This is a genomic window from Amphritea atlantica (assembly GCF_024347255.1).
Classification (GTDB): domain Bacteria; phylum Pseudomonadota; class Gammaproteobacteria; order Pseudomonadales; family Balneatricaceae; genus Amphritea; species Amphritea atlantica.
In genome coordinates, this window is record NZ_AP025284.1 from 1520633 (window position 1) to 1546370 (window position 25738).

Consider the following 25738-nt stretch of genomic DNA (forward strand, 5'->3'; position numbering starts at 1 on the left):
ATCGTTTTATGGAATCTGAATATGAAAAACAATAACAGTACATTCCTGAAGTTAAACGCACTGGTCGCTGTGTTGCTCTCTGCATCAGCGGTGCAGGCCGCTCCGGTTTATGACCAGGATGGCAAGTCCCTTGAATTTAATGTCGAGGGTATGGCAGGTATTTTCTCTACCGATGAGAACTATAACGGTGTCGATGATGGCGGCAATCACTGGCAGGAAGGTTATCTGAAGGGGGACCTGGTGGGCCGCAAGGCGACTGGCAGCGGCTCCGTCTATGGCGGACTGGGTGTCATTGCGCTGGGCACCGGTGGTGACGGCGATGCTGGTGGTTATACCTCGGGTGATGAAAGTGAGCTGAAAATAGAAAACGCGTTTGTCGGCTGGCAAAGCAGTAATGGTGTTTTCGATCTGTCAGCCGGTCGTCAGCAGTTCATGCTGGGGGATGGTTTTATTATTGCCGGTGATGCGATCAGCCTCGGTGATATGGGGATTCCGGGTGTCGATGTTGACCGTGGTGGTGCTTACTATCTGGCGGGACAGAAAAGCTTCGACAAGACCGCGATCCTGAAAGTCGATCCCGAAGGCCCGGTGCGGGGTGATCTGTTCTGGTTGCAGTCAGATAATCCTTATCATCAGGATACAGAGCTGGGCGGAGTCAACCTTGAATGGGTTTATGAGGCTAAAGGCACACTGGGTCTGAGTTATCTATCGGTGCTGGATGTTGACCAGGGAGCCGGGTTTGGTATCTGGGATCAGCGTAAGGGGATGGATGTTGTCAGCCTGCGCGGGCAGGGCAGTATGGGGGTGGAAAACCTGTTTCTGTCATTTGAATATGTCAATGAGAGTGGCGGTGATACAGCAGTCAAAAATGATGCTAATGCCTGGTATGTCGAAGGCGGCTGGACGTTTACCGGTCTACCATGGTCACCAACCCTCAACTATCGTCATGCTAAGTTCTCCGGAGACGATGCATCGACCACCGATAACGAAGCCTTTGATCCCCTGTTTTTCGGCTTTACCCGTGGTTTTGGCACCTGGTTCCAGGGGGAAGTGGCATCTAACTATGCGGGTCCTGCCAACAGTGGCAACAGGGTGGATCGTGTCGAGTTGATGCTGCAACCGAGGGAAGATCTGACGGTTGGTCTGCAGTACTGGGACTTTGGTAAAGAGGCTGATGCAGCTGACACCGCCGGTAACGAAGTGGACCTCTATGCGCTCTGGTCGATCAACGATAACTTCATCTTCAGCCCGATGGTCGGTTACTACACCCCGGATGGCAGCAGCGTGATCGCCAATCAGGCCAATGATAATAGCAATCTCTACCTGCAGGCGGTGCTGATGTACTTTTACTAATTAAAAATCTTTACTAATCAACACCGTTGAACTGATGTCATTGTAAGGGAGGCCCTGCTCCTTCAGCCGCGATAAAAAGGTAGTTTCACGGTTACCTTCATGTCGCTTTCCACGGCCCGGTTTCCGGCGCCGTGGCTTTTTGCTGTTGAAACAGGTGGTTAATCAATTCCGATAAAAAAGTCACAGGCCGATCAGTGGAACACTATTTGATTGCTATAGTTACACAGATACGGTAAAAAAATTGATAGCCTGTATTTGAGTTGTTCAATTAAGCAGTAGCGAGTAATCAGTACTATGAAGAAGTCGACAGATTCCGTGTTACCTACCGACCCCCTTCATTCGGTGAAGGTCGCCCGCAATCGGCTTGTTCAGGAAGGCGAAGTTCCCAGTGGCGTCTTACGCAGTGAGATTGAAGATTCCTGGCAGCGAAGTGTCAATGCCGGTCTTAACTGTGAAGCTCCACTTGATCTGGAAAATCTCTCCAGAGACAGGATTGACACCCTGCAAGAGAAAAACAGGGGGCTGATCGAAGCGGCTCATCCTGAAATTAAACAGCTGGTTGACTATTTTAGTTCCGATGGCGGACTGGTGATGCTGACTGATGAATCGGCGACGATTCTCAAGATCAAGGGTGAAACCCGGCATCTGGATTCTGCCACCCGCTATGCACTTGCACCGGGGGCTAACTGGGGCGAAGAATTACGCGGCACCAATGGTCCGGGCACCGCTATTGTTAACCGCTCCCCCCTGATGATCCGGGGTAATGAGCATTTTCTCGATTCCATCGGCTACCTCTCCTGCTGCTCTGCGCCGATTACCGACCCTAAAGGTGAGTTGCTGGGAGTGCTGGATCTGACCTCACCCACCGATAATCGGGATCTTCCGCCCAATCTCAGTCTGGTGCAGCAGGCGGTGCGTTCTATCGAGAATCGCATGTTCAGCGGCCAGTTTCAGCAGCATATTGTTCTCAGTGTTCATAGCCGTCCGGAGTATCTGCGCTCCTCATGGCAGGGGATGTTGGCACTGGAGCTGGATGGCCATATTCAGGCGGCCAATGAACAGATCTGCCAACTGCTGAACCGTAAGCGGGAACAGCTGGTGGGGCGTAATCTTGAAGAGCTGTTTGGAGTGCGTCCTGAAGTACTGCTGACCGATCTGCACCGTAAAGGACGGGGGCAGTTACGAACCCGCGGCGGTGATTTCTACTGTGAACTGCTGCACTTTCCCAATAGCTTTCCGACAACTTATAAAGCTCCGCTCAAATCAAATCGCAGTAAGCCCGCTCCGGCTCCTTTGAATGCGCCTCCCCTGCAAGAACTGGCGGGACAGGATCCCCGCTTACAGAAAGGTGTGCGAATGGGCAGCCGGGCACTGTCCCACGAACTGCCGGTGCTGATTCAGGGGGAGACCGGTACCGGTAAAGAGGTGATGGCTAAATCACTGCATCTCGATAGTCGTCGTAATAGCGGGCCGTTTGTCGCGGTGAATTGTGCGTCGATACCTGAAGGGCTGATCGAATCGGAACTGTTTGGCTATCGGGAAGGAGCCTTCACTGGTTCCCGCAAAGGCGGGATGATCGGGCGGCTGGAACAGGCTCAGGGAGGAACCCTCTTTCTTGATGAGATCGGCGATATGCCGCTGGCATTGCAGGCCCGGTTGCTGCGGGTATTGCAGGAACGCACCATTGCGCCTTTGGGAGGTGGAGATGAGATCGCGCTGGATATCGCGGTGATCTGTGCCTCTCATCGGGATCTGAAAGCGCTGGTGGCTGAAGGTCTGTTCCGTGAAGATCTGTACTATCGCCTCAACGGTGTCTGTCTGCGTATTCCTGCATTCCGTGACCGTACCGATAAAGCGGATTTTATTCGCTACTTCCTGCAGCAACTGACACCGGATGGTCGCCAGATTGAGATTGCGTCTGAGCTGATGGAGCAGCTGTTAGCTTATCACTGGCCCGGTAATATACGTCAACTGGAAACTACACTGCGGGTGGCTATCGCCTTTATGGAACCGGATGAAGTGGAGATTAACAGCTGTCATATCAGTGATGATTTTCTCGAAGAGCTGAACAGTCAGGGACAATCTGCTGAGGGCAATATGTCGTTTAACCCGGTTGTTGGGACATTGAAAACCAGTGAACTCTTAACCATTCAGCAGGTTCTGGAACAGAACGAAGGCAATATTTCAGCAACAGCGACAGAGTTGGGCATCAGTCGTGCCACCCTGTACCGCAAACTGAAACAGCTGGAAGGCGCGTGAGGTGTAAACCCTATTCAAACCGCCACTCCTCGGAAAGTCCCGGAATCACTTGTGGTGCTGTGTAACTGAGGCTTTTATCAAAGCGAGCCATAAATATCTGCCAGATCTCTGCAACCGGGATGCTGTTTTCCATTCTATCAAGTAATTCCAGTGAATCGCCGGGGCTCAGTTGGCCGGTTTCTAATACCCGGTAATACCAGCCGGAGATCGCTTCGGACATGATCAGCGAGGCGATATGGGCGTTGCCATATTTCTGATTCACTTTCCAACAGGGACGACGGGGTTGCGATACCTGCACAATAGCTGTGCCCAAACGGAAGGTATCGCCGATATGGACTTCGTTATCGGTTAACCCGCAGGTGGAGATGTTTTCACCCATAGAGCCCGGGACAAAACTGTCGCTCAGATGGGGCAACGCTTGTTGAAACAATGCGTAATGTTCAGCCGGGTAGTGGTAGATCGCTTTTTCTGGCCCACCGTGAACACGTTTGTCCACTTGTATATCGCCATTGAGTCCCAGTCCGGTGATCTCATGACTGCCCTCCGACAACGTTTTAAAAATACCGGTTGGCGTATTGTCAGGACCGATAGTGTTTAGCTGGCCGATATAGATACCATCAACTGATACTGAGCGTGACTGCATGTTTCTGTCCTCTGTTGAGTCAGTGGAACAGTGTAGAGTGGCGTGACTGAAATCACCAGTTGGAGCGGCGGGCTAAAGTTGAATTTGTCTGAATAATTAAGGTGCCATTTGCTGAAAATAGGGTAACCTTATGAATGTGTTAATTATTTTTTGTAAGAGGGCATAACATGGATATGGATCTGAGTCTTTTGCAAACCCGGGTGATTGGTTGTCTGATTGAGAAAGAGAAAACCACGCCGGATCAGTATCCTCTCACGCTGAACTCCCTCACCTCTGCCTGTAATCAGAAAAGTAATCGAGACCCGGTGCTGGACCTGTCAGACACCGAGGTTCAGGAGGTGCTCGATGAACTGAACAGGAAACATCTGATTCGCGAGGAGAGCAGTTTTGGCAGCCGCGTCCCCAAGTATAAACACCGCTTTTGTAACACCGAATTTTCTGAGCTGAAGCTAAGCGAGCAAGAGCTGGCAATAGTCTGTACGCTGTTTCTGAGAGGTCCGCAGACGCCGGGTGAACTGCGCAGCCGGACTAACCGTTTGTGCAGTTTCAGTGATGTCCATGAGACCGAAGCGGTACTGCAGAAGATGAGCGAGCGGGAGGAATATCCGCTGGTGGTGCGTATGCCCCGGGAGCCGGGTAAGCGGGAATCCCGCTATGCGCACCTGTTCAGTGGTGAGGTCGAAGCGGCTGATCCGTCTGACTATGTACCAACGGCAAGCAGCCCGCGTGTCAGTCGTGAGACGATAGAGGCTCTGGAGGCGCGTATTGCTGAACTCGAGCGCACCGTAGCAGCGCTGCAGTTGAAACTGGCGGAATAGCCGCGACGGTTCAGAGCAGTAGTTTTTTGCCGGTTCGTTGCTGTGGGCCCTGTAACCTGGGGATACCACTAAAGCCGGAAGGTACTACTGTAATTCTGCCGCCCTGCTGTAAAAACTGGCTGGTCTGATGACGAATAGACTCGTGGGTTTCTTTGGCTGCAGGTGGTTTGGGTACGTTTCTCAGACGCAGGGCTTTCATTGCCTGTTCCTCTGTTTTGTGTTTCGGTGACAAAGCAGTATAGGAAAGATTTTTCAGATTGCTCAATTTATGAACAGTTTTTTATGTCTGTTTCCTCATGTCTGAGGTGACGCTTATCGGGGTGGGATGTTGGTCTGCTTCTCTCAGAGATCTTTTTCGCAAGAGCTAATCTGTATCAATGGTGATTGACGGAGTTGCAGACATAATTAGCAGACCTGATCCAGGTATATTCACTAATCAGAAGAGGTTTCGGGGATGAAATATCTGATCCTGCTGCTATCGATCTGCCTGCTGCCCGGTTACGCTTTTGCCGATCAGCTGAAACCCTTTACCAGTGATGGTTGCAGCGCGTTTCCTGATGGCACACTGGAAGAGAATACACTCTGGTTAGCCTGCTGTGAGGAGCATGACCGGGCGTACTGGCAAGGGGGCACATATCAGCAGCGTCTTGATGCTGATCAGCAGCTTAAACAGTGTGTTGCTGCACTGGGTAAGCCAAAAACTGCGCTGCTGATGCTGGTGGGTGTCAGGGTTGGAGGCTCTCCTGCTTTACCGACTGGATTTCGCTGGGGTTATGGCTGGTCTTATCCCAGAGGCTATGGCGAACTGACTGAGGAGGAGCGGCAACAGGTTAAGAAGATGACGCCGCCGTAGTTTACCATTCTGATAATGAGGAACCTTTCCTGCCGTTTTCAGCCTGATGCCTACTTATGTGGGGTTGACAGTTAAGAGTCAGAAAGGCATTTTTAATTAAACGTCTATTTAAGTATACGGATCTTGTAAATGCCTAAAGTAGGAATGCCTGAAATCAGGAAGCCTCAGTTGATTAACGCCACCATGCAAGCGATTGATTCTGTGGGTTTGCAAAAGGCCAGTGTGGTGATGATCAGCAGTTATGCGGGGGTTTCTCCTGCCATTATTAATCACTACTTTGGCGGAAAAAGTGGTCTGCTTGAAGCCACCATGCGGTCGATTCTTAAACAGCTGTCGGATGGCGTCAGGAGTCGTCTGCAGGAGGCGGGGCCTGATGATGTTATCGCGCGGATTCAGGCAATCGTTGGCGGTAATTTCTCACCGGATCAACTGGACAGTAAAGTGGTCAAGACCTGGCTGGCGTTCTGGTCGCAGTCGATGCATGACGACATGCTGTTTCGTCTTCAGCGGGTGAATGAGAAACGGCTGATCTCTCATCTGACGCTGGAATTGAAGAAGGTCTTGCCGCCAGAAAAAGCGACGTTTGTTGCTCAGGGAATTGCGGCGCTGATCGATGGTATCTGGTTGCGTGGGGCGCTCTCTCCCCAGGGGATTAATGCCGAACTGGCCCAGCGAATGATCACCGATTATCTGGAGCATCAGTTAAGCTGATTTCTGGTGATTCTTGCAGAGAAAAAAGACCCCGATTTTCGGGGGCTTTCTGTTTTACATCGACAGCGCTGAAGGGGGAGTGCTGTTTCTGTATGCTCTGAAGCGTAACTCACTCAAAGGTGCGGCTGATGCTCAGTACTGCCCTGGCATCGGCGGTATCACCCCAGTAATCTTTGTCAATATTGGTGTCTGTGACGGCGAGAGAGAGATCAAACCCAGCAACGCTCTTTGCCACAGATGCGCCCCAGTGAGAGTAAGAATCGTCATCCGCACCAGGTCCAAAATAAGCATTTACTTTGCTATCCAGCAGTTTAGTGTGAGACGCTTCAAGGGTCAGACTGAAATCTTCCGGCAGGCTAATGGTGTGGCTCAGATTGATGACCACTGAGTTGCCCATCTCACCAAAATAATCATCCGAGACAAGCACCTTAGCGGTGGTGTTTTCCTTGTATGTGATTGAACCGTACACTTCGCCATAATCCGATTCAGCACCGGCATCGTCAGCGCCCGGGTAGGTATAGTATGCGTAACCCACATCATAACCGAAATCATCATTGATGCTGCCAGCATATCCCGCATAGTAATCGATCTCGACTTCAGCACTGCTATAGGCATTTTCATCCAGGCCTGAAGCCCAGGCTCCGGCATAGAAACCGGCATCGTTAAACCAGTCAACGCTGCCCTGCAGGGTTGGGTCGCCATCGGTATTGCTGACACCGTTATAGACGTAATCGGACACCAGAGTGACGGTGGCGGAAACGTCGGCCTGTGCCTGCAGCGCAAAGGTTGCAGAGGAGGCGATTAGGCTGCTGAGTAGTAGTTTTTTAAACATGGTTAATCCCCGACTTTAGGATGGTTGTGTTCCCATATTCGTTATATTGCCGAATTTTGGGCTGAGTTTGGCCGCTGCCTGAGGTGTCAGGCAGTGGCTAAATAGGTTTTTAAACGATCAGTTTACGGTTTCAGTGGGACGACCAGGGTCAGATAGCCGCACTGGCGTTGGTTGACGAGAAGTGTTTCCCCAGCAATGCGTGGTAGAAATCTTTGTCAGAAAGTATGCCAACCAGGCTCTCTTTCTCATTCAGTAACACCGGATGTCCGGTGCGATAGCGAATCTCGATCGCCTGACGCATAGAGATATCCGGTGTTGCCATCACCAGGGTATCTTCCGGCAGTTGACTGATATTCTGACCTTCCTGCCAGTGATGCAGTGCTAGTGGTTTGCCCTGACGGCAGGCAGACACTACTTGACCGGAACTGTTGGTACTGACACAGGTGTTATCATTGCGGTTGAGCACCAGCATATCTTCCAGACGCTCTAACTCGGAGGTTTGGGTCATCAGTGAACGCCCCTTAAGGACATTGAGCGGGTTGGTATGCGCAACAAACTGTTCAACGTAATGGTTGACCGGATTCAGCACGATATCCTCTGGTCTGCCGTGCTGAATAATCTTTGCAGATTCCATAATGGCGATATTGGTGCCGATTTTCAGCGCTTCATCCAGGTCATGGCTGACAAACAGAATGGTCTTATTCAGCCGCTGTTGCAGCTCAATCAGTTCATCCTGCAGCTGACTGCGAATCAGTGGGTCCAGCGCAGAAAAGGGTTCATCCATCAGCAAGATATCACTGTCCATCGCGAAGGCTCTGGCTAAACCCACCCGTTGCTGCATACCGCCGGACAGTTCATGTGCATATTTATCACTCCACTCATGCAATCCAACCATCTCCAGCTTTTCCATCGCTTTCTCACGGCGTTCCTGTTTGCCCATGCCCTGCATCTCAAGACCAAAGGCAACGTTATCCAATACGGTCAGCCAGGGCATTAGCGCAAAGTTCTGAAAGACCATCGAGATACGGCGGGTGCGCATATGGCGCAGGGTTGTTTCGTCGCAGGAGCCGATATCGACCATCTGCTCTCCATCTCTGACCAGCAGTTCACCACGGCTGATCGGGTTTAATCCGTTTACAGCCCGCAGCAGGCTTGATTTCCCCGATCCGGACAGCCCCATCAGAACACAGATCTCTCCTTCGGCGACTTCAATACTGGCATCGTGTACGCCGACCACATTGCCGCCCAGGTCTATAATCTCCTGTCGGGTTTTACCCTGATCAAGCAGGTTGAGGCTGGCGCTGACCTTATCGCCGAAAACCACATCCAGATTGCGAATACTGATAGCAGACATGATTAGCTTTCCTCTTTTGAGCCCGGGTTTTTAAAGATACGATCAAGGATGATGGCGACCAGGACAATTGCCAGGCCTGCTTCAAACCCCTGAGAGATGTTAACGGTGTTGAGTGCACGTATGACCGGCTTACCCAAACCATCGGCGCCAACCAGTGCGGCGATGACCACCATGGAGAGTGATAGCATGATGCACTGGGTGATACCCGCCATAATACTGGGCATCGCAGCAGGCAACTCCACCTTAAACAACAGTTTTGATGGTGTAGCACCAAAGGCTTTACCGGCTTCGATCAGCTCTTCCGGTACTTTGCTGATGCCCAGATAAGTCAGACGGATCGGCGCTGCGATGGCAAAGATAATCGTTGAGATCAGTCCTGGGACTACCCCCAGACCAAACAACACCAGCGTTGGAATCAGATACACAAAGGTAGGAATGGTCTGCATCATATCCAGTATCGGCCGCATAAAGGTATAGAGTTTGGGCTTGTGTGCCGCCAGTATTCCGATGGGAACACCCATTACCACCGATAGCGTGGTGGCAGTAAGCACCAGCACAAAGGTTTCCAGCATCTCCTGCCAGTATCCCAGATTGAGGATCAGCAGCAGAGCGAGTACCACAAAAATCACCAGTGAAATACTGCGGTGCAGAGCCCAGGCGAGGGCTGCGGCCATTATCATCGGCACATAGGGGGGAAACCACTGAAAGATCTCTACAACTGAGAGAATTACCCATTCCAGAGAGACAGAGATAGCATCGAAAAAACCCGCTGCATTAAATGTCAGCCAGTCAACGAAAGCTTCCATCCAGCTACCCAGAGGGATTTTATGTTCTGTAATCCAGTTCATACAACGGCCTTTGTTACAGTTAGATCGCCAGTATTCAAAGCAGACAGGCGAATACGGGCGGTGGAAAACAACCGCGCAGGCAGATCGGGGATCAATGGTTAATCTGCCTGCGGTTGAACGATCGTGATAGACGAACCCTCAGCGAGGGAACGTATCAGCGTGTTAAAGTTCGAGATGGGCGCGAACAGCGGTCAGGCCATCTTTGCCGTCTAGTGTGGTCACACCTTGTAGCCAGTCGTTCAGTGTCTCCGGGTGAGCCTTTAACCAGGCACGGGCTGCCGCATCTGGCTTCATGCCATCATCCAGAATAGACCCCATGATCTGATTTTCCATCTCCAGTGTGAAGGAGAGGTTCTTCAGCAGGTGTCCGACATTCGGACACTCTTCAGTATAATTTTTGCGTACATTGGTATAGACATTGGCGCCGCCGTAGTTAGGGCCGAAGAAGTCGTCACCACCGGACAGATACTCCATCTCAATGTTGGCGTTCATCGGATGAGGTGCCCAGCCCAGGAAGACAACCCACTGTTCCCGTTTAGCTGCGCGGGATACCTGAGAGATCATTCCGGCTTCGCTTGATTCAACCAGTTTGAAGCCTTTCAGGCCAAAGGCATCATCATCAATCATACTTTGAATCAGGCGGTTGCCATCGTTACCTGGTTCAATGCCGTAGACCCGGCCTTTGAGTTTATCTTTAAATTTGGCGATGTCGGCAAAGCTTTTCAGGCCTGCGTCATAGGCGTATTTAGGTACTGCCAGCGTGTATTTTGCACCCTCAAGATTGGCCCGAACGGTTTCTACGCTGCCGGCTTCGCGATATTTAGCGATATCCGCTTCCATGGTGGGCATCCAGTTACCGAGGAAAACATCGATATCGGCATTGGCCAGAGAGGTATAGGTGACCGGCACAGAGAGCAGTTGGGTGGATGGTTTATAACCCAGACCAGAAACAAGCTCGCTGGTCACTGCGGTGGTTGCAGTAATATCGGTCCAGCCTACATCTGAGAAACGAACATTATCGCACTCTCCCGCAAATGCCCCCGAAGCAGAGAATCCCGCTGCCATAGCCAGCCCCAGTACGGTTGATAGACCCCTGCGAAGGGAAGATTTCCTGCTGATTTTTTTCCGTTGTGTCGTCATTGATAGATACCCTTTATTTAGTAATTTTATATGTGCTAACGGTTCTCTTATCCCATTATTGATTTCGAGCTGCACCGGGTTTCGGTACAGCCTGAGGCAGCTTGTCAGCCTGCCTGCCAGCGTTAAACCAGTTGTCTTTTTGCACACCCCAGTCGTTGCCGTGTTTGCCACTGCTCATCAATCCAGACTTCAGCACTGGCGTCAGCAAGAGGCTGTTTACCCAGAATCATGTCTGCTGCTTTTTCCGCCACCATAATCGTAGGGGCATTGAGATTGCCATTGGGAATGGTTGGGAAGACCGATGAATCGACCACCCGGAGCGCCGCAATCCCCCGCACCCGACACTTGCTGTCGAGCACTGCCATCGGATCGTCGTCCGCGCCCATCTTGCAGCTACAGGAGGGGTGATAGGCACTCTCAACGTTTTCCCGAACCCACTGATCAATCGCTTCATCGGAGGTTATTCGTGCCCCCGGTTGGATCTCATCGCCCCGGTAGCTATCCATGGCCGGTTGATGAAGTAGTTCACGGGTCAGGCGAATGGTATCGCGCCAGTCCTGCTTATCCTGTTCGGTACTGATGTAATTAAACAGAATAGCGGGTTTATCTTCAGGATCGGCAGATCTGATCCAGATACGGCCGCGACTTTCCGGTTTATTTGGACCGACATGCACCTGAAAACCATGGCCTTCAATCGCTTTACCACCGTCGTAGCGCATCGCCGCCGGGAGAAAGTGATACTGGATATTGGGCCATTTAAGGCCTGCTCTTGAGCGGATAAAGCCACAGGATTCAAAATGATTGGTGGCGCCAAGACCATCTTTGAAGAGCATCCAGCGGGTACCGATCAGGCCTTTACTGATCAGCCCCAGTTTACTGTTTAGTGTGATCGGTTGCTTACAGTGATACTGGAAGTACACTTCCAGATGGTCCTGAAGATTTTCACCGACACCGGGCAGGTGATGCACCACATTAACCCCGGCATCCCGCAAGACTTTTTCAGGGCCGATACCGGACAGTTGCAACAGCTGGGGAGACCCCACAGAACCGGCTGCCAGAATCACCTCTTTGCCCGCAGTCACTTCAGTGATCCGGCCATTTTTTTCAAACTCGATACCGATAGCGCGTTTGCCATCCAGAAGCACTTTGCGGCTCAGAACGCCGCTGATCAGTGTCAGGTTGCTACGTTTCATTGCATCACGCAGGTAGGCGTTTGAAGTGGATGCCCGCACGCCATTTTTGACGGTCATATGCATCGTGCCAAAGCCTTCCTGACGATAACCGTTGTAGTCCTCAGTGGTTGGATAACCGGCGTCTTTGCCGGCATCAATAAACGCCTGATAGAGTGGGTTGAGCTGCATGTCGTTGCCACCGCAGGTGGTCAGAGGTCCGCTATCCCCACGATACTGATCACCCCCTTTAGCCCAGCTTTCAGCCTTTTTGAAGTAGGGCAGACACTGCTGATAACCCCAGCCTTTGGCGCCGTGCTCCTCCCATTCATCAAAATCACAGGCGTGGCCGCGCACGTAAACCATACCGTTAATCGAGGAACCACCCCCAAGCACTTTACCCCGGGGACAGTGCATCGAACGGCCATCAAGATAGGGTTCCTTTTCCGTATGAAACTGCCAGGCGTATCGGGGGGTATTCATTGGATAGGAGAGGGCGGTGGGCATCTGGATAAAAATACTTTTATCGCTGCCGCCTGCTTCAAGCAGTAATACACTGCTGTTGCCATCCTCAGAGAGCCTGTTGGCCAGGACGCAACCGGCGGAGCCAGCACCAACAATGATGTAATCGTATCTGTTCTGATCTGTCATACTGCTACCGTTAAAAAACTGTTACTGATACGGACACTCAATATCGCCCAGTTCGACATAGACGCTTTTGACCTGGGTATAGTGATTTAGGGTTTCGATACCGTTTTCCCGGCCAATACCCGATTGCTTATAGCCGCCAACCGGCATTTCGGCGGGGGATGCGCCCCAGGTGTTGATCCAGCAGATGCCTGCCTGGAGGCGGGCTATCACCCGGTGAGCACGGGAGAAATCGGTCGAGAAAATGCCCGCGGCTAGTCCATAGCTGGTATCGTTGGCCCGCTGGATCACCTCATCTTCGTCGCTGAAACGCAGGATCGACATCACCGGTCCGAAGATTTCCTCTTTGACGTTAGGCATCTCATCAGTGCAATCGGCAAATACGGTTGGTTTTACAAAGCAGCCCTTGTCCAGACCGTTTTCCACTGCCTGCTCTCCACCACACACCAAACGGGCACCTGCTTTTTTAGCCGCATCAATGAAGCCGAGGACTTTTTCCATATGACTGGCAGAGATAAGTGCTCCGACCTGGGTCTTCAGGTCCGTTGGATCGCCAATAATCATTCGCTCGGTACGTTCAGCGACTCTGCGCACAAACTCATCGTAGATACTGTCGTGGACGAACACCCGGGTACCGTTGGTGCAAACCTCCCCCTGGGTATAGAAATTGGCCAGCATTGCGCCTGCAACCGCATTTTCAAGATTGGCATCCCCGAATACGATCAGCGGTGACTTACCACCCAGCTCCATGGTGACCTCTTTCAGGGAGCCAGCCGCATCGGCCATCACCTTCTTGCCGGTACCGCATTCGCCGGTGAAAGAGACTTTGGCGATCTCCGGGTGGCGGGAGAGTGCCTGACCAACGCGATAATCACCCTGTACGACATTAAATACGCCGTTGGGGAGACCCGCTTCGGTGAAGATCTCTGCCAGTTTAAGCACGCTCAGCGGGGTTTCCTCTGAGGGTTTGAAAATCATGCAGTTGCCGGCCGCCAGAGCCGGGCCCGATTTCCACATAGCGATCTGAATCGGATAGTTCCAGGCACCGATACCGGCGCAGATTCCCAGTGGTTCGCGGCGGCTATAGAAGAAGTTGGTGCCGCCCAGATCCTGTTGTTGTCCATGAATGGTTGCCGCCAGCCCGGCGTAGTATTCAATGACATCAGCGCCGGTGACGATATCGACGCAGTTGGCTTCCTGTAGTGGTTTACCGGTATCCAGTACTTCCAGCAGTGCCAGTTCATCATTCCGTTCGCGCAGCAGTGCGACCGCTCGCATCAGAATCCGGCCCCGTTCTGCGCCACTCATTGCAGACCAGACTTTGAAGCCCTCTTTGGCTGATGCAACAGCCAGGTCGACATCCGCCAGTGACGCCTGTTGCACCTCTGCCAGGGTCTCCCCGGTGGCAGGATTGATCGTAGTAAAGGTTTCACCGGAGGTGGCTTCCTGATAACGGCCATTGATATATAAAGCGGTTTGCATCGGTTTTTATCTCGTATCTTCGCTGCCAGAGATCTGCATCCGGCATCGCTATTGGTATTTCACTCATACTGGCAAAGTGACGTAAATAAACTTGGCCACTGAGAGACAATGAAGAGCCATCTGCCATGATGATTTTTATTAATTGATCGTTTAATTAAAAATAATACTGGCTACTTTATAGGCAAATGTCAAAAAAAGATCGGTGTCGTTTTTAGAATCTTAAAGGCTGGTGCCAGCGATTATAGAGAGTGTTTTTTTATATTTTTCTGTGTGTCTTATTATAACTGTCTGATTTACATCAATTAATTCAATATTTTTGTTCTGGTTGAAATTTATACATTTGTTTACTGTGGTGTCGTAAAAAGATATATTTCTGGCGTGAACGGGCAGTAAACATAACCGGTGAAATATCGGTCATGGCATTGAGTGTTGCTCTTGGCTCATCGGCCCCCGGTGTTTGTTAACTGGTTGTAGCTGCTGAATGGAAGCACAGAAGGGTGGGGCGAAAATGTCTGATACAGAAGGGTGATAATAGCCAGGTGCGTTTGGAAAGGGGCGTAGGGCAAGGGAAAGTAGGTAGAAAGGTAAAAAGGTTAAGTGAGCGGGTTGAAAAACGGCCAGAACTCAGCTGTGCTGTTTCTGGCGTGCCGCGCTGGGTGACATGCCAAAATAATCCTTATAACAGTTACTAAAGTGACTGGTACTGACAAAGCCACTGGCCAGAGCGACATTGGTGATGGTTTCATTGGTTTGCAGCAGCAGGCGTCGGGCATGGGTAATGCGCAGTTCCAGATAATAACGGGAAGGGCTGGTTTCCAGATGGGTCTGGAACAGCCGTTCCATCTGCCGTCGGGAGACACCAACGTGGGCGGTCAGCTCTTCCAGGGTTAAAGGCTCTTCAATATTGTTGTTCATCAGTTGCATCAGGGAACGAAGATTCTCAGGGTGGGTGGGATCGTCCCCGGCCTGTAACTTCATTTTACCGCCGCTTTCGGCAACCTGATCGCAACTGAGAATCTCGCGGATTGCCCGGACAATATCGCCGCCATACTGTTTTCGGATCAGGGTTAACATCATTTCCAGTGCGCTGACAGGGCCTGCGCAGGTGACACATCGCTCTGTGATGACCAGTGCGGTATCAGCCACTTCAACCCGGGGAAACTGCTCACGGATATACGCATGGTTATCCGGATGCGCAGCGCAGCGTTGTTGATCTAACAGACCTGCATGAGCAATAGCAACGCTGCCATTCCAGATACCGCCAAGGGTCAGACCGAGTTTATCGGCTGCTTTGAGTGTTTCAGTCAGTTGCGGATTTTCGTTCAGGTCGCAACGAAAACCACCGCAGACGATCAGAATATCGATGTTGCCGCGGTGCTCAATGGTGAAATGCTCAAGTGTGGTGTTGGTAGCGATCTCAATACCCAGATCACTCAGGACTTTGCGCGAATCCACGCCGAGAATAATGTGCTCAAACAGCGGCGCCGTGCGTACCAGATTGGTGGTGACCAGCGCATCGACTGCCGCGGTGAAAGCCATCATCGAAAAATGTTCCAGCAGCACAAACCCGACCTTGACCGGTTTGTCCGGTGCGACCCCAGCAGACAGATAACAACTGTTACTGCTGCGCATGGCTGAGCTGAAATCACGTTTTTTGCTGGTGTCGTGCATGTTTGAATCTCTGGTTATCGGGCTATACCGTTGAGCTGAGCGTGCGGGATTGTTTCAGTAGCAGGTTGATCCGTTGAACAATATCCCTGAAAAGTTAAGTGTACAACGTTGCCGCTATAAGTATCTGCTGTTATGTTCTCTGTCCCGTAAAATTATTGTCTGATGTTACCTCTGATTTTTTCAGTAGCCCAATGTCTTTATATGGTTTTATGAACTTTAATGACAGGGCTTGGGTTCTGTTTTTGTCGTAAGGAAAGATTAATTGAAGGACTATCGTCAGCAGTTCTGGCTGGGTGTCAGGGATCTGTTGCCACTGGTATCCGGGGCGGCCCCGTTTGGCATGATTGTTGGGGCAACCGGTATATCGCTGGGGATGAGCCCGGAGATGGTGATGGGGATGACGGCGCTGTTTTTTGCCGGATCTGCTCAGCTGGCTGCTTACTCTCTGATTCAGGATAACGCGCCATTTGTCATTATTCTGGCAACCGCTATGGTGATCAATCTGCGGTTTTCCATCTATAGTGCCACCTTTGCACCGTTGTTGGGGCCGTTGCCCAAACGGTATCGCTTTACCCTGGCCTATATGCTGTCGGATCAGACCTACGGACTCTGTTCAATGCCTGAGCAGATGCAAAAAAACACGGCAGAACGTATCTGGTATCTGGCCGGGGCGACCCTGGCTTTGTATGTCACCTGGATGATCTCGGTTCTGCTGGGTATTGTGCTGGGTGCCGGAATCCCGCCGGGCTGGTCACTTGAGTTCACCATCCCTCTGGCCTTTCTGGCGATGCTGGTGACTACCATTACCAGTCGGTTATTGTTTATGGTGGCGATTATTTCCGGTAGTTGTGCGGTGCTGTTCCAACAGTTACCTTTTAATACCGGATTTATTGTGGCGGTGGTGGCCGGTGTCTCTGCTGGTCTGCTGTTGCCCGGGTTGCTGAAGAAGGGGGCGTCCTCTGATGAGTGAGAATCTGCAGCTCTGGTTGCTGTTTTTTGCCGTCGGGCTGGGCACCTTTCTGATACGGCTGTCGTTTATTCAGTTGCATGGCAGCGCCGAAGCGCTGATCGCCCGTAGCAAGCATATTCTGATGTTACTGCCCCCGGCGATTCTGGCGGCGCTGTGTATTCCCGCAATCATCTTTACCCGGCCACTGACAGCATATCAGGTTGATTCTTTTCAGTTGCTGGCGGCCCTGGTGGCGATTCTGATCGCTAAGTTTAGCCGCAGTGTGTTCTGGCCGGTCATGGGCGGTATGCTGTGTCTCTGGGTATTGCGGTTTATCAGTGGTTAGACACGTTTGATCTGTCGGGCTGCAGGGAAGGAGTGTGCCACTTGCTGGCGGTCAGGTTTCTGTATGTATAAAGCCCAAAGCTTTCCTCACATCGTTAATCGGAGCTAGAGATAAGCTCTGTTGTAAGTGCTTTTCTCTCCTTTGATATATCTACAAATCCTCTTAGATGAACATGATAGCGAGTCATTTGTATTGTAAATGTTTGTATAAGAACTATTGATTTCTATTATGTCCTGGTGACGGTTAATCTGATTTCACAGCATCCAATAACTTGCTGATATCACCTTCAGACCAGCAAAAGCGTCTTAGGTCATACGTATAAAATTAAAAATAAGAGGATTTTAAATATGCAGATGCCACAAACTTTGTCGATCCCTAATGGTGAAAAGGTAAGGCCTACTTTCTCAAAAGAGGAACTGGGAGCCCGCCTGGCAAAACTGCGTCAGTATATGTCTGAACGTAATCTGGAGGCCGTGCTGTTTACGTCTTACCATAATATTAACTATTACAGCGATTTTGTTTATTGCCGTTTTGGGCGTGACTATGGGCTGGTTGTTACACAGGACTCCTATACCACCGTCACTGCGAATATTGATGGCGGTCAGCCGTATCGGCGCAACCAGTTAGGTGACAATGTTGTGTATACCGACTGGCAGAAAGACAACTTCTTCTATGCCCTGAAAAACCTCATAAAGGATGGCGCGAACATCGGCGTTGAATATGATCATATGCCGTTGCAGAACCTGGAAAAAATGAAAGCGGCTTTCCCTTCGTCAGATTTTTCCGATATCGGCGTGCCGACTATGAAGATGCGCATGATCAAGTCAGAGGAAGAGATCGCCGTGATTAAAAACGGTGCACGGGTTGCTGATATTGGTGGTGCTGCTATTCGTGAAGCGATTGCAGTCGGTGTTCCTGAATACGAAATTGCCCTGGCTGGCGTGCAGGCGATGGTGCGCGAGATCGCAGCCACTTATCCCCATGGCGAGCTGATGGATACCTGGGTCTGGTTCCAGTCCGGTATCAACACCGATGGTGCACATAATCCCGTTACCAGCCGCAAAGTGGAAGCGGGCGATATCCTCAGCCTGAACACTTTCCCTATGATCGCAGGTTACTACACTGCTTTGGAACGTACTTTGTTCAGCGAGTTTGCTTCAGATCGTCACCTGGAACTGTGGGAGATCAACTGTAAGGTGCATCGTCGCGGACTGGAACTGATTCGCCCAGGAGCCCGCTGCTGCGATATTGCTGCTGAACTGAATGAGATATTCCTGGAGCACGATGTCCTGCAGTATCGGACTTTTGGTTATGGCCACTCCTTCGGGACTCTGAGCCATTATTATGGTCGTGAAGCAGGTCTGGAGTTGAGGGAAGATATCGATACCGTCATTGAGCCGGGCATGGTGGTATCTATGGAGCCGATGCTGATGCTACCTGAAGGACTCGCGGGTGCCGGTGGTTACCGTGAACACGACATTCTTGTAGTCGGAGAAGACAGTGTTGAAAACATCACTAAGTTCCCGTTCGGTCCGGAACATAACATCGTTAAATCCTGATTTTTAGTGTAGTACTCGTCCGCTGTTTATCAATTCAGGTTCTGAATAAATGTTTTGAACCTTAAACTGATTTATTTGAGCATTGGTTATGTTAGACAGCGGGTCTTTCTAATAAGAATAAAAAGGACCTAAATATAAGGTCCAACGAGGGTTCTAAAATGATTATTACTAGTGGGCCAATGAAAGGAGTTAATCCTTATATTGTCTTTATTTCTATAGCCGTCGCTACAGCATTTACGCTATATACACTTATATCGCCTCAGCAGTCAGCAGCTCTGATTGATCAAACCCGTACTTTTATAACTTTGTCAGCAAATGCCTGGTATGTAGGGCTGACAGCTTTTTTCCTGGCATTCTGTACATGGCTAGCATTTAGTCGTCATGGGAAAATTCGTTTAGGAGACGATAATGAACGCCCGGAATTTGGCTATTTTGCCTGGTTTGCCATGTTATATGCTGCAGGGCAGGGGATTGGAATAATATTCTGGTCTATCGCGGAACCAATGTATCATTTCTCTAGTGGTACTCCTTTTGGTGAAGATATTGGTACAACCAGGGCGGCTGAAGATGCTATGAAGGTGGCTTTTTTCCACTGGGGACTAAACGCCTGGGCAATCTATTGTGTGGTTGGAGTATCTTTAGCATTTGTTTGCTACAGACTTAAAAAGCCGCTAAGCATTCGTTATACACTTTATCCTTTACTGGGTGAAAAGGTGAATGGTTGGATTGGTGTGGCTGTTGATGTCATTGCAGTATTTGCCACTTTATTTGGCATAGCAACTTCCTTGGGCTTGGGGGTGCAACAGATTAATGCGGGGCTGAGTGCAATCTGGGATATCCCCCAGAATATCAAAGTCCAGTTAGTTTTGATTGTTGTGATTAGTGCATGTGCTCTGGTCTCTGTTCTAACGGGTTTAAAGCGGGGAATAAAGTACCTGTCAGTTGCTAACATGTGGCTTACCTTTGTATTGCTGGCATTTTTTCTGTTGCTGGGACCTACCGTTTATATTGTTAAACTTCTGGTTAGTGCTTCTATAGATTACATGGTTAACCTTATCCCAATGAATGTTTATATTGAGCCTCAAACCCAGTCATGGGGAGATGCAGATGCAACATGGAAGAGTATGTGGCAAGGTTGGTGGAGTGTCTTCTACTGGGGATGGTGGATGTCTTGGGCCCCCTTTGTTGGAGTCTTCATCGCCAGGGTCTCACGCGGGCGTACGATCAGAGAGTTTATCTTCGGTGTTGTCGGGGTTTCTTCCTTATTATCATTTGTCTGGTTGGCGGCTTATGGCGGGACGGCGCTGAACATTGATCTGATTGGACCAGGAGGGATTGCGGACATAGTTAAGAATAATGTCGCTGATGCTCTGTACGCGACAATTGCCGCGATGGACGCAGGAACTATAGGGTACTTAGCGACTATTGGCGGAACGCTGTTGGTTTCTACCTACTTTATAACATCTTCTGATTCTGGAACTTTGGTGCTCACAACTATTATGAGTGAAGGGGAAGAACATCCGCTGAAACGCCACCGTCTTATCTGGGGGGTTATTCAGGGAGCAATGGCTGCGGTATTGTTGGTCACAGGAGGAAGCGCGGCACTGAGTACTTTGCAGACGGCTTCAATAACTGCAGCTCTACCTTTTTCATTGTTGATGGTGCTTATGTGTTTTGCACTTGCTAAAGGTGTAAGGGAAGAATCCCGATTGAAACAAGAATCATATAGTGTCGTAATGACTGAAAGAGGAGTTTAACGATGGTGAAACTGGCAGATCTCGACTGGAAAACTTATGAGTCACGTGTAGCTAATGGTGAAGCCGTTATTCTGCTTCCCATAGGCGCAATAGAGCAACATGGTCCTCATATGTCAATGAATCCTGATGTATTAATTCCTGAAGCTATTTCTTGCAGTGTTGCAGAGCAGCTTGTTAATGCACTGGTAGCACATCCAATCTCTTATGGTTACAAGTCTCAGGTGAAGTCAGGTGGAGGGAATTTTTTCCCAGGTACAACCTGTATCGATGGTAAGACGTTGATTGATATGATCAGGGATGTGGTCGTCGCATACGCTCGGCATGGTAACCGAAAGTTTGTACTGGTCAATGGTCATTATGAGAATTCGATGTTCATTGTCGAGGGTATTGATCTGGCACTTGAACGCCTTCGTCATGATGGTATTGATGCTAATGTGATGTTGTTGTCATATTGGGATTATGTAAATCAGGATACCATTGAGCAAGTTTTTCCTGATGGGTTTACTGGTTGGGATGTTGAGCATGGCGGCGTTTTAGAAACGTCGCTGATGCTGCATCTGCATCCTGAGCTGGTTAATATGGATAAAGTTATTGATCAGGCTCCTGCAACTTTTCCCCCATATGATATTTTTCCTTCAGATCGAGGCTGGGTTCCATCACATGGAACTCTTTCTTCAGCTCGTAAGGCAACAGCGGAAAGTGGCAAGCTACTCATGGATGTCTGTGTTAAGGGGATCTCCTCTAGTATCCAAATGCAATTTTCAGACTAACTGAATTTATGTTCCGGTTGTGAATATTAGTAATTTACCATCGGAACATTGCCTTTTTTCGCTTATCTTTCACTAAAGATAAGTATGCTGTGTCAATTATCGATGTTTTAACATTACTCCGTTTATTTTTTTTGGGTTTTAGGTTCTCGAGTGATTATGAAAAATTGGTTAATAACTACGATGGGTAGAGATAATCCTGAACTTCAATATAAGTTCGTTGAGACTATTGCTTTGATGGAAGGGGTTTTTCTTAATAGTCAAGAGACTATTGTCGCTGGGCATGTTTCAACGATGTACACTGTTCGTTTGCCAATGGCTTATGTATCGTATGCTCGTAAAATGTTTGAAGAGTATTCAGCTAAAGGTCTTGATATTATCGTTAATGATATCGATAGTGAGTACTCTAATTTTTCTGACTGTATGATTCTGAATATAAAGGGACGATATCGTTTTGGGCTTGATCATGATATTCGAAATATTCTAGAGAGTCATGGAGGAGTTGTTGAATACCTTAATCAATATCATTCGAGAAGTTTTTTGAATAGAGATACATCGTTTACTTCTAAAATCAGGATTCGATTGACACGGCCTATTGTTGAAATGAATTTAATAGTAGCAATTCAACGTTTATCACCCAACCTGAAGATTGAATTTTCTATAGACAGGATTAAAGGCTGTGTTAATTACTAGTTGTAATGCTGTTTCTACTTTATGGATTGTTTAGTTGTTTTTATGAAAGGGTTGCCGGTGTTTTTTGTTTTGGTGCTTGGTTGGTAGATTATTTCAATTTTGAAGGAATGGTGAAAGTGGTACCTGATAAGGTTGGTTTTGTTTTAGTCCTTGACGTAACGAGTCGAGTAACAAGGCAACTGCCGGCGTTGGATTTGCATTATCATAGTTTAAGCCAATAGTTACTTTGCCCAATTTTGGAAGCTCATTAAAGTTGTGTGCAGCACGAAAAAAATCAGGAATAGTATTCAAAACCAGTGCGCTAATGCCTAAGCCAGCTTTGATAGCAGACTGAATGCCTAAAAGGCTTGATGAGCAATACATAACCCGCCAGGGAATATTGGCTTTATTAAGTGCTGTGGTAATGTACTTACGATATATGCACCCCTCTGGATAGAGAACAAGAGGAATAGGTTGATCTTTATTAATTGAGAAACCGGGATTTGCTATCCATGAAAGGCTTTCAACTATGAAGTTGTCTTCTTCAAAATTGTGCTCTGGATATTCATCCATTGACATAACCAGATCATAAGTCCCTTTTTTATAGTCTTCCCGCAGGTTGATACTGAGGTCAGAAATAACATCTAGAGTAATGTTGGGATAAGACTGAGAAAATTTTGATAATAATACCGGGAGGAAGGATACTTCAAAATCGTTTGGGGTGCCTAAGCGTACCGAACCACTGACAGAAGGGGCTGCCAGCCTTGAAACAACAGTGTCATTCATCGCCAGAATTTTGCAGGCGTATTCATAAAGCAGGTGGCCCTCTTCTGTGAGCTTTAACCCGCCCGCCCGGTTGAAAAGCTGGATGTTCAGTAGCTCTTCGAGACGTTTTACCTGCAAGCTGATGGCGGGTTGGGATCGACCTAATATTTCACCCGCGTGAGTGAAACCACCCAGATCTTTGATGGTAACAAAAGTTCTCAGTAGATCCATCGGCAAGTTTTTCATTGTGTCAGGCCTAAGCTTGGTTGTTATACAGGAGGTGTTCTTAAAAAGAACTCTACGCCATAAGTCATAAGTAATGCAAATGCTGTTATTAAAACTATTGCTTCGACTTATGCTGGTGTGATTTTTAACATGGGAGATCTACGCACTGAACCTAGAAGAGCAGTGCTTACATTCTGGCTCTAAGCGTAAGAGATGCCGGGGTGCTGATATGGAGAATAAGAATAATGCTGAAGCATATTGATCATACCGATAGTACAGAAACAGTCCTGCCAGGAGCTTTCAGGTCTGTAGCGCAGGAAAACAAAAAAGAATTTAGTCACTTGTGGCGGGAAGCTAACAGAGCTTTTTTGCCTTTTGACGAGGTTGATACTCAGATACGAAGAGTCTGTTTTATTCTTCCAGAGCACTTTTCGATGTTGTCCTTTACTGCTGCTGTGGATGCTTTAGTGACTGCGAATCTGGTACACACTGGACCATTATTTAGTTTTGAAACCTATGCGGCAGGTGATGCAACGGTCAGAAGTGATCTGGGCATAGAGATCTCAACGGATGGCGGACTGAGTGATCTTAAATCATGTCGTCTGGATAAATATGATCTGATTGTTCTGTGTGGCGGATATCGCTGCTCAATGACTGAAAATCATCAGTTAAGCAACATATTAAGATCAGCGGCAAAGAACGACATTATTTTTGCGGGAATCTGGAACGGAGCTATTCCGCTGGCGTATGCAGGTTTGATGGATAACCTCAACTGTGCACTTCATCCTGATAATCATGCGTTTATGCGTGAGCGCTTTCAGAAAGTATCTGTCACTGGAAATATATTAGAGATCGAGTCACAGGTTGTGACCAGTGCAGGTCCGGCCAGTGCGCTGGAGATGATGTTGCAGTTGATTGGTCGCTTGAAAGGCCGGGCTATCATGCGGGCGATCCGGGAAATTCTCAGTTGTGATCAGGTCGTGGATCCGGGTAATACAAGACTCCTGAGTATCGAAGAAAATCCGGTCATGCCACAAAATCTGCTGGAGATTATTCAGTTGATGCGGGCTAACATTGACGATCCGTTAAGTATGGATGATCTGGTGGCGTGTTTAGGCATCTCGCGAAGGCAGATAGAACGGCTGTTTCAGAATTATTTGCAAACATCTCCGGGGCGTTACTATCTGGAGCTGCGCGTCACTTATGCCCGCAGATTATTGTTACAGAGCAACGCTTCAGTCACTGATGTTGCAATAGCCTCTGGTTTTGTAACATCAAGTCATTTCAGCAACTGCTTTAAAGATTATTTTGGTTTGTCACCCAGTCAGCTCAGGGAGCGCTTCAGAAAGAATCTAAGCTAATCCTGTTGCAGGTAAAGCGCCGCTTCCTGAACTTTTTCGGCCCCTGTCGTATTTGGACATACACCCGGCGTGTTCGAGCATAGGGCTGTTTATCAGACCCGCTACTATCAAACTCATGAAAAATGCTTCTGGCGTGTGGCTATTGCTGTGGTGTCAGAAGCAACCTTAATAACGATAACAGAGATGACTCGCCAGACCCGGTTTGGTGCGGAGGTACAGATGTTTAAGAAACAAGACCTGATCCAGGGATATGATGATGTATTGTGGAATGCGATCTGCAAAGAGGAGGTGCGTCAGGAAGAGCATATCGAACTGATCGCTTCTGAAAACTATACCAGTCCCCGGGTGATGCAGGCGCAAGGATCTGTACTGACCAATAAGTACGCTGAAGGCTATCCTGAAAAGCGTTACTACGGCGGTTGTGAATATGTGGATGTGGTTGAGCAACTGGCGCTGGATCGTGCTAAAGAGCTGTTTGGTGCTGTTTATGCCAACGTGCAGCCACACTCTGGTTCTCAGGCAAACGCGGCCGTTTACATGGCGCTGTGCGAGCCGGGTGATACCGTTCTGGGGATGAGTCTGGCCCATGGTGGTCACCTGACCCACGGTTCTCATGTGAACTTTTCCGGGAAGATCTACAACGCTGTTCAGTACGGTCTGAACGAAGCGACCGGCGAGATCGACTACGATCAGGTTGAAGCGCTGGCGGTTGAGCACAAGCCTAAAATGATCGTTGCAGGTTTCTCTGCTTACTCTCAGATTGTTGACTGGGCTCGCTTCCGCGAAATCGCTGATAAAGTTGGTGCTTATCTGTTTGTGGATATGGCTCACGTTGCTGGTCTGGTAGCTGCGGGTCTTTATCCGAATCCTGTGCCTTTCGCTGATGTTGTCACTACCACTACCCATAAAACTCTGCGTGGTCCCCGTGGTGGTCTGATTATCTCCCGCGATAACGAGCTGGAGAAGAAGCTTAACTCTGCTGTATTCCCAGGTGGTCAGGGTGGCCCGCTGATGCATGTGATCGCCGCTAAAGCGGTTGCCTTCAAAGAAGCACTGGAACCTGAATTCAAAGAATATCAGGCGCAGGTGGTAAAAAATGCCAATGCGATGGCTGAAGTGCTGGTTGAGCGTGGCTTCGAGATTGTTTCTGGCGGCACTAAAAACCACCTGTTCCTGCTGAGCCTGATCAAGCAGGGGCTGACCGGTAAAGATGCAGATGCTGCATTGGGTCGTGCCAATATCACGGTTAACAAGAATGCGGTACCGGGCGACCCTCAGTCACCGTTTGTTACTTCTGGTCTGCGTATCGGTTCTCCGGTTGTGACTACCCGTGGCTTTAAAGAAGAACAGTGTCGTACGCTGGCAGGCTGGATTGCTGATCTGCTGGATGTGCTGAATCAGCCAGAAGCGCTGGAAGCGAAGATCGTTGAAGTGCAGCAGCAGGTTAAAGCGCTGTGTGCTGACTTCCCGGTTTATAGCTGAGTCTTATAGTAAAGATGGTTTCGTCACCGGTCTGCAGATAAGCAGGTCGGTGTAGCAAAAACTTATTTAAACAC

The 25738-nt window shown here is 49.2% G+C and carries 23 protein-coding genes; 13 read left to right on the forward strand and 10 right to left on the reverse strand.

Annotated features, from left to right (window positions below):
• Window positions 1-21: 21 nt before the first annotated feature.
• The gene (locus tag OCU43_RS06910; RefSeq protein WP_175483412.1) at window positions 22-1353 is read left to right on the forward strand and encodes an alginate export family protein; all 1332 of its coding nucleotides are present in this window, start codon (window positions 22-24) and stop codon (window positions 1351-1353) included.
• Between the two features lie 294 nt (window positions 1354-1647).
• Window positions 1648-3612, forward strand: a complete 1965-nt coding sequence (locus OCU43_RS06915) for a sigma-54-dependent Fis family transcriptional regulator (RefSeq protein ID WP_091352682.1) — start codon at window positions 1648-1650, stop codon at window positions 3610-3612.
• A 10-nt stretch (window positions 3613-3622) separates the two neighbouring features.
• On the opposite strand, the gene OCU43_RS06920 is transcribed toward OCU43_RS06915, so the two are convergent.
• A complete protein-coding gene (locus OCU43_RS06920) occupies window positions 3623-4255 on the reverse strand; it encodes an MOSC domain-containing protein (RefSeq protein ID WP_091352684.1) in 633 nt (210 codons plus the stop codon).
• Window positions 4256-4422: 167 nt separating this feature from the next.
• Here OCU43_RS06920 and OCU43_RS06925 point away from each other — a divergent pair, with 167 nt between their 5' ends.
• A complete protein-coding gene (locus tag OCU43_RS06925) occupies window positions 4423-5073 on the forward strand; it encodes a YceH family protein (RefSeq protein ID WP_091352687.1) in 651 nt (216 codons plus the stop codon).
• A 10-nt stretch (window positions 5074-5083) separates the two neighbouring features.
• Here OCU43_RS06925 and OCU43_RS06930 read toward each other — a convergent pair whose 3' ends face one another.
• Window positions 5084-5272, reverse strand: coding sequence for a hypothetical protein (locus OCU43_RS06930; protein ID WP_091352689.1), 189 nt, complete (start codon window positions 5270-5272; stop codon window positions 5084-5086).
• A 255-nt stretch (window positions 5273-5527) separates the two neighbouring features.
• Between OCU43_RS06930 and OCU43_RS06935 the strand changes: the two genes are divergently transcribed.
• Window positions 5528-5926: a hypothetical protein gene (locus tag OCU43_RS06935; RefSeq protein WP_091352692.1), complete on the forward strand. Its 399-nt coding sequence runs from the start codon at window positions 5528-5530 to the stop codon at window positions 5924-5926.
• 129 nt (window positions 5927-6055) lie between these two features.
• Window positions 6056-6637: a transcriptional regulator BetI gene (gene betI / locus OCU43_RS06940; protein WP_091352695.1), complete on the forward strand. Its 582-nt coding sequence runs from the start codon at window positions 6056-6058 to the stop codon at window positions 6635-6637.
• 109 nt (window positions 6638-6746) lie between these two features.
• Here the strand turns inward: betI and OCU43_RS06945 are convergent, their stop codons facing one another.
• From OCU43_RS06945 to OCU43_RS06975, 7 genes are all read right to left on the reverse strand, one after another.
• Window positions 6747-7469, reverse strand: a complete 723-nt coding sequence (locus OCU43_RS06945) for a TorF family putative porin (protein ID WP_091352697.1) — start codon at window positions 7467-7469, stop codon at window positions 6747-6749.
• A gap of 148 nt (window positions 7470-7617) precedes the next feature.
• Complete coding sequence (gene choV, locus OCU43_RS06950; protein ID WP_091352700.1) at window positions 7618-8823, reverse strand: choline ABC transporter ATP-binding protein; 1206 nt, start codon at window positions 8821-8823, stop codon at window positions 7618-7620.
• 2 nt (window positions 8824-8825) lie between these two features.
• Window positions 8826-9671: a choline ABC transporter permease subunit gene (gene choW / locus OCU43_RS06955; RefSeq protein WP_091352702.1), complete on the reverse strand. Its 846-nt coding sequence runs from the start codon at window positions 9669-9671 to the stop codon at window positions 8826-8828.
• Between the two features lie 162 nt (window positions 9672-9833).
• Window positions 9834-10736: a choline ABC transporter substrate-binding protein gene (locus OCU43_RS06960; protein WP_245756472.1), complete on the reverse strand. Its 903-nt coding sequence runs from the start codon at window positions 10734-10736 to the stop codon at window positions 9834-9836.
• A 197-nt stretch (window positions 10737-10933) separates the two neighbouring features.
• On the reverse strand, window positions 10934-12631 hold the full coding sequence (gene betA / locus OCU43_RS06965; protein ID WP_091352708.1) for a choline dehydrogenase: 1698 nt from the start codon (window positions 12629-12631) through the stop codon (window positions 10934-10936).
• Between the two features lie 21 nt (window positions 12632-12652).
• The gene (gene betB / locus OCU43_RS06970; protein ID WP_091352711.1) at window positions 12653-14110 is read right to left on the reverse strand and encodes a betaine-aldehyde dehydrogenase; all 1458 of its coding nucleotides are present in this window, start codon (window positions 14108-14110) and stop codon (window positions 12653-12655) included.
• A 624-nt stretch (window positions 14111-14734) separates the two neighbouring features.
• Window positions 14735-15781 (reverse strand): GlxA family transcriptional regulator, encoded by a 1047-nt coding sequence (locus OCU43_RS06975; RefSeq protein ID WP_091352713.1) that lies wholly within the window; start codon window positions 15779-15781, stop codon window positions 14735-14737.
• Window positions 15782-16043: 262 nt separating this feature from the next.
• On the opposite strand from OCU43_RS06975, the gene OCU43_RS06980 reads away from it, so the two are divergent.
• From OCU43_RS06980 to OCU43_RS07005, 6 genes are all read left to right on the forward strand, one after another.
• A complete protein-coding gene (locus tag OCU43_RS06980) occupies window positions 16044-16751 on the forward strand; it encodes an AzlC family ABC transporter permease (RefSeq protein ID WP_091352715.1) in 708 nt (235 codons plus the stop codon).
• The gene (locus OCU43_RS06985; RefSeq protein ID WP_091352718.1) at window positions 16744-17076 is read left to right on the forward strand and encodes a branched-chain amino acid transport AzlD family protein; all 333 of its coding nucleotides are present in this window, start codon (window positions 16744-16746) and stop codon (window positions 17074-17076) included. Before OCU43_RS06980 ends, OCU43_RS06985 begins: the two co-directional genes overlap by 8 nt.
• A gap of 347 nt (window positions 17077-17423) precedes the next feature.
• Window positions 17424-18635 carry a M24 family metallopeptidase gene (locus tag OCU43_RS06990; RefSeq protein ID WP_091352720.1) on the forward strand — a complete coding sequence of 404 codons (1212 nt, stop codon included), beginning with the start codon at window positions 17424-17426 and terminating at the stop codon, window positions 18633-18635.
• A 158-nt stretch (window positions 18636-18793) separates the two neighbouring features.
• Window positions 18794-20392 carry a BCCT family transporter gene (locus OCU43_RS06995; RefSeq protein WP_091352723.1) on the forward strand — a complete coding sequence of 533 codons (1599 nt, stop codon included), beginning with the start codon at window positions 18794-18796 and terminating at the stop codon, window positions 20390-20392.
• A gap of 2 nt (window positions 20393-20394) precedes the next feature.
• Complete coding sequence (locus OCU43_RS07000; protein WP_091352726.1) at window positions 20395-21162, forward strand: creatininase; 768 nt, start codon at window positions 20395-20397, stop codon at window positions 21160-21162.
• 156 nt (window positions 21163-21318) lie between these two features.
• Entirely contained in the window at window positions 21319-21852 is a 534-nt protein-coding gene (locus OCU43_RS07005) for a hypothetical protein (RefSeq protein ID WP_139203114.1), read from the forward strand.
• 93 nt (window positions 21853-21945) lie between these two features.
• Here the strand turns inward: OCU43_RS07005 and OCU43_RS07010 are convergent, their stop codons facing one another.
• A complete protein-coding gene (locus OCU43_RS07010) occupies window positions 21946-22842 on the reverse strand; it encodes a LysR substrate-binding domain-containing protein (protein WP_091352731.1) in 897 nt (298 codons plus the stop codon).
• 320 nt (window positions 22843-23162) lie between these two features.
• Between OCU43_RS07010 and OCU43_RS07015 the strand changes: the two genes are divergently transcribed.
• Complete coding sequence (locus OCU43_RS07015; protein WP_245756486.1) at window positions 23163-24182, forward strand: GlxA family transcriptional regulator; 1020 nt, start codon at window positions 23163-23165, stop codon at window positions 24180-24182.
• A gap of 219 nt (window positions 24183-24401) precedes the next feature.
• A complete protein-coding gene (gene glyA, locus OCU43_RS07020) occupies window positions 24402-25664 on the forward strand; it encodes a serine hydroxymethyltransferase (RefSeq protein ID WP_091353853.1) in 1263 nt (420 codons plus the stop codon).
• The last annotated feature ends 74 nt before the right edge of the window (window positions 25665-25738 follow it).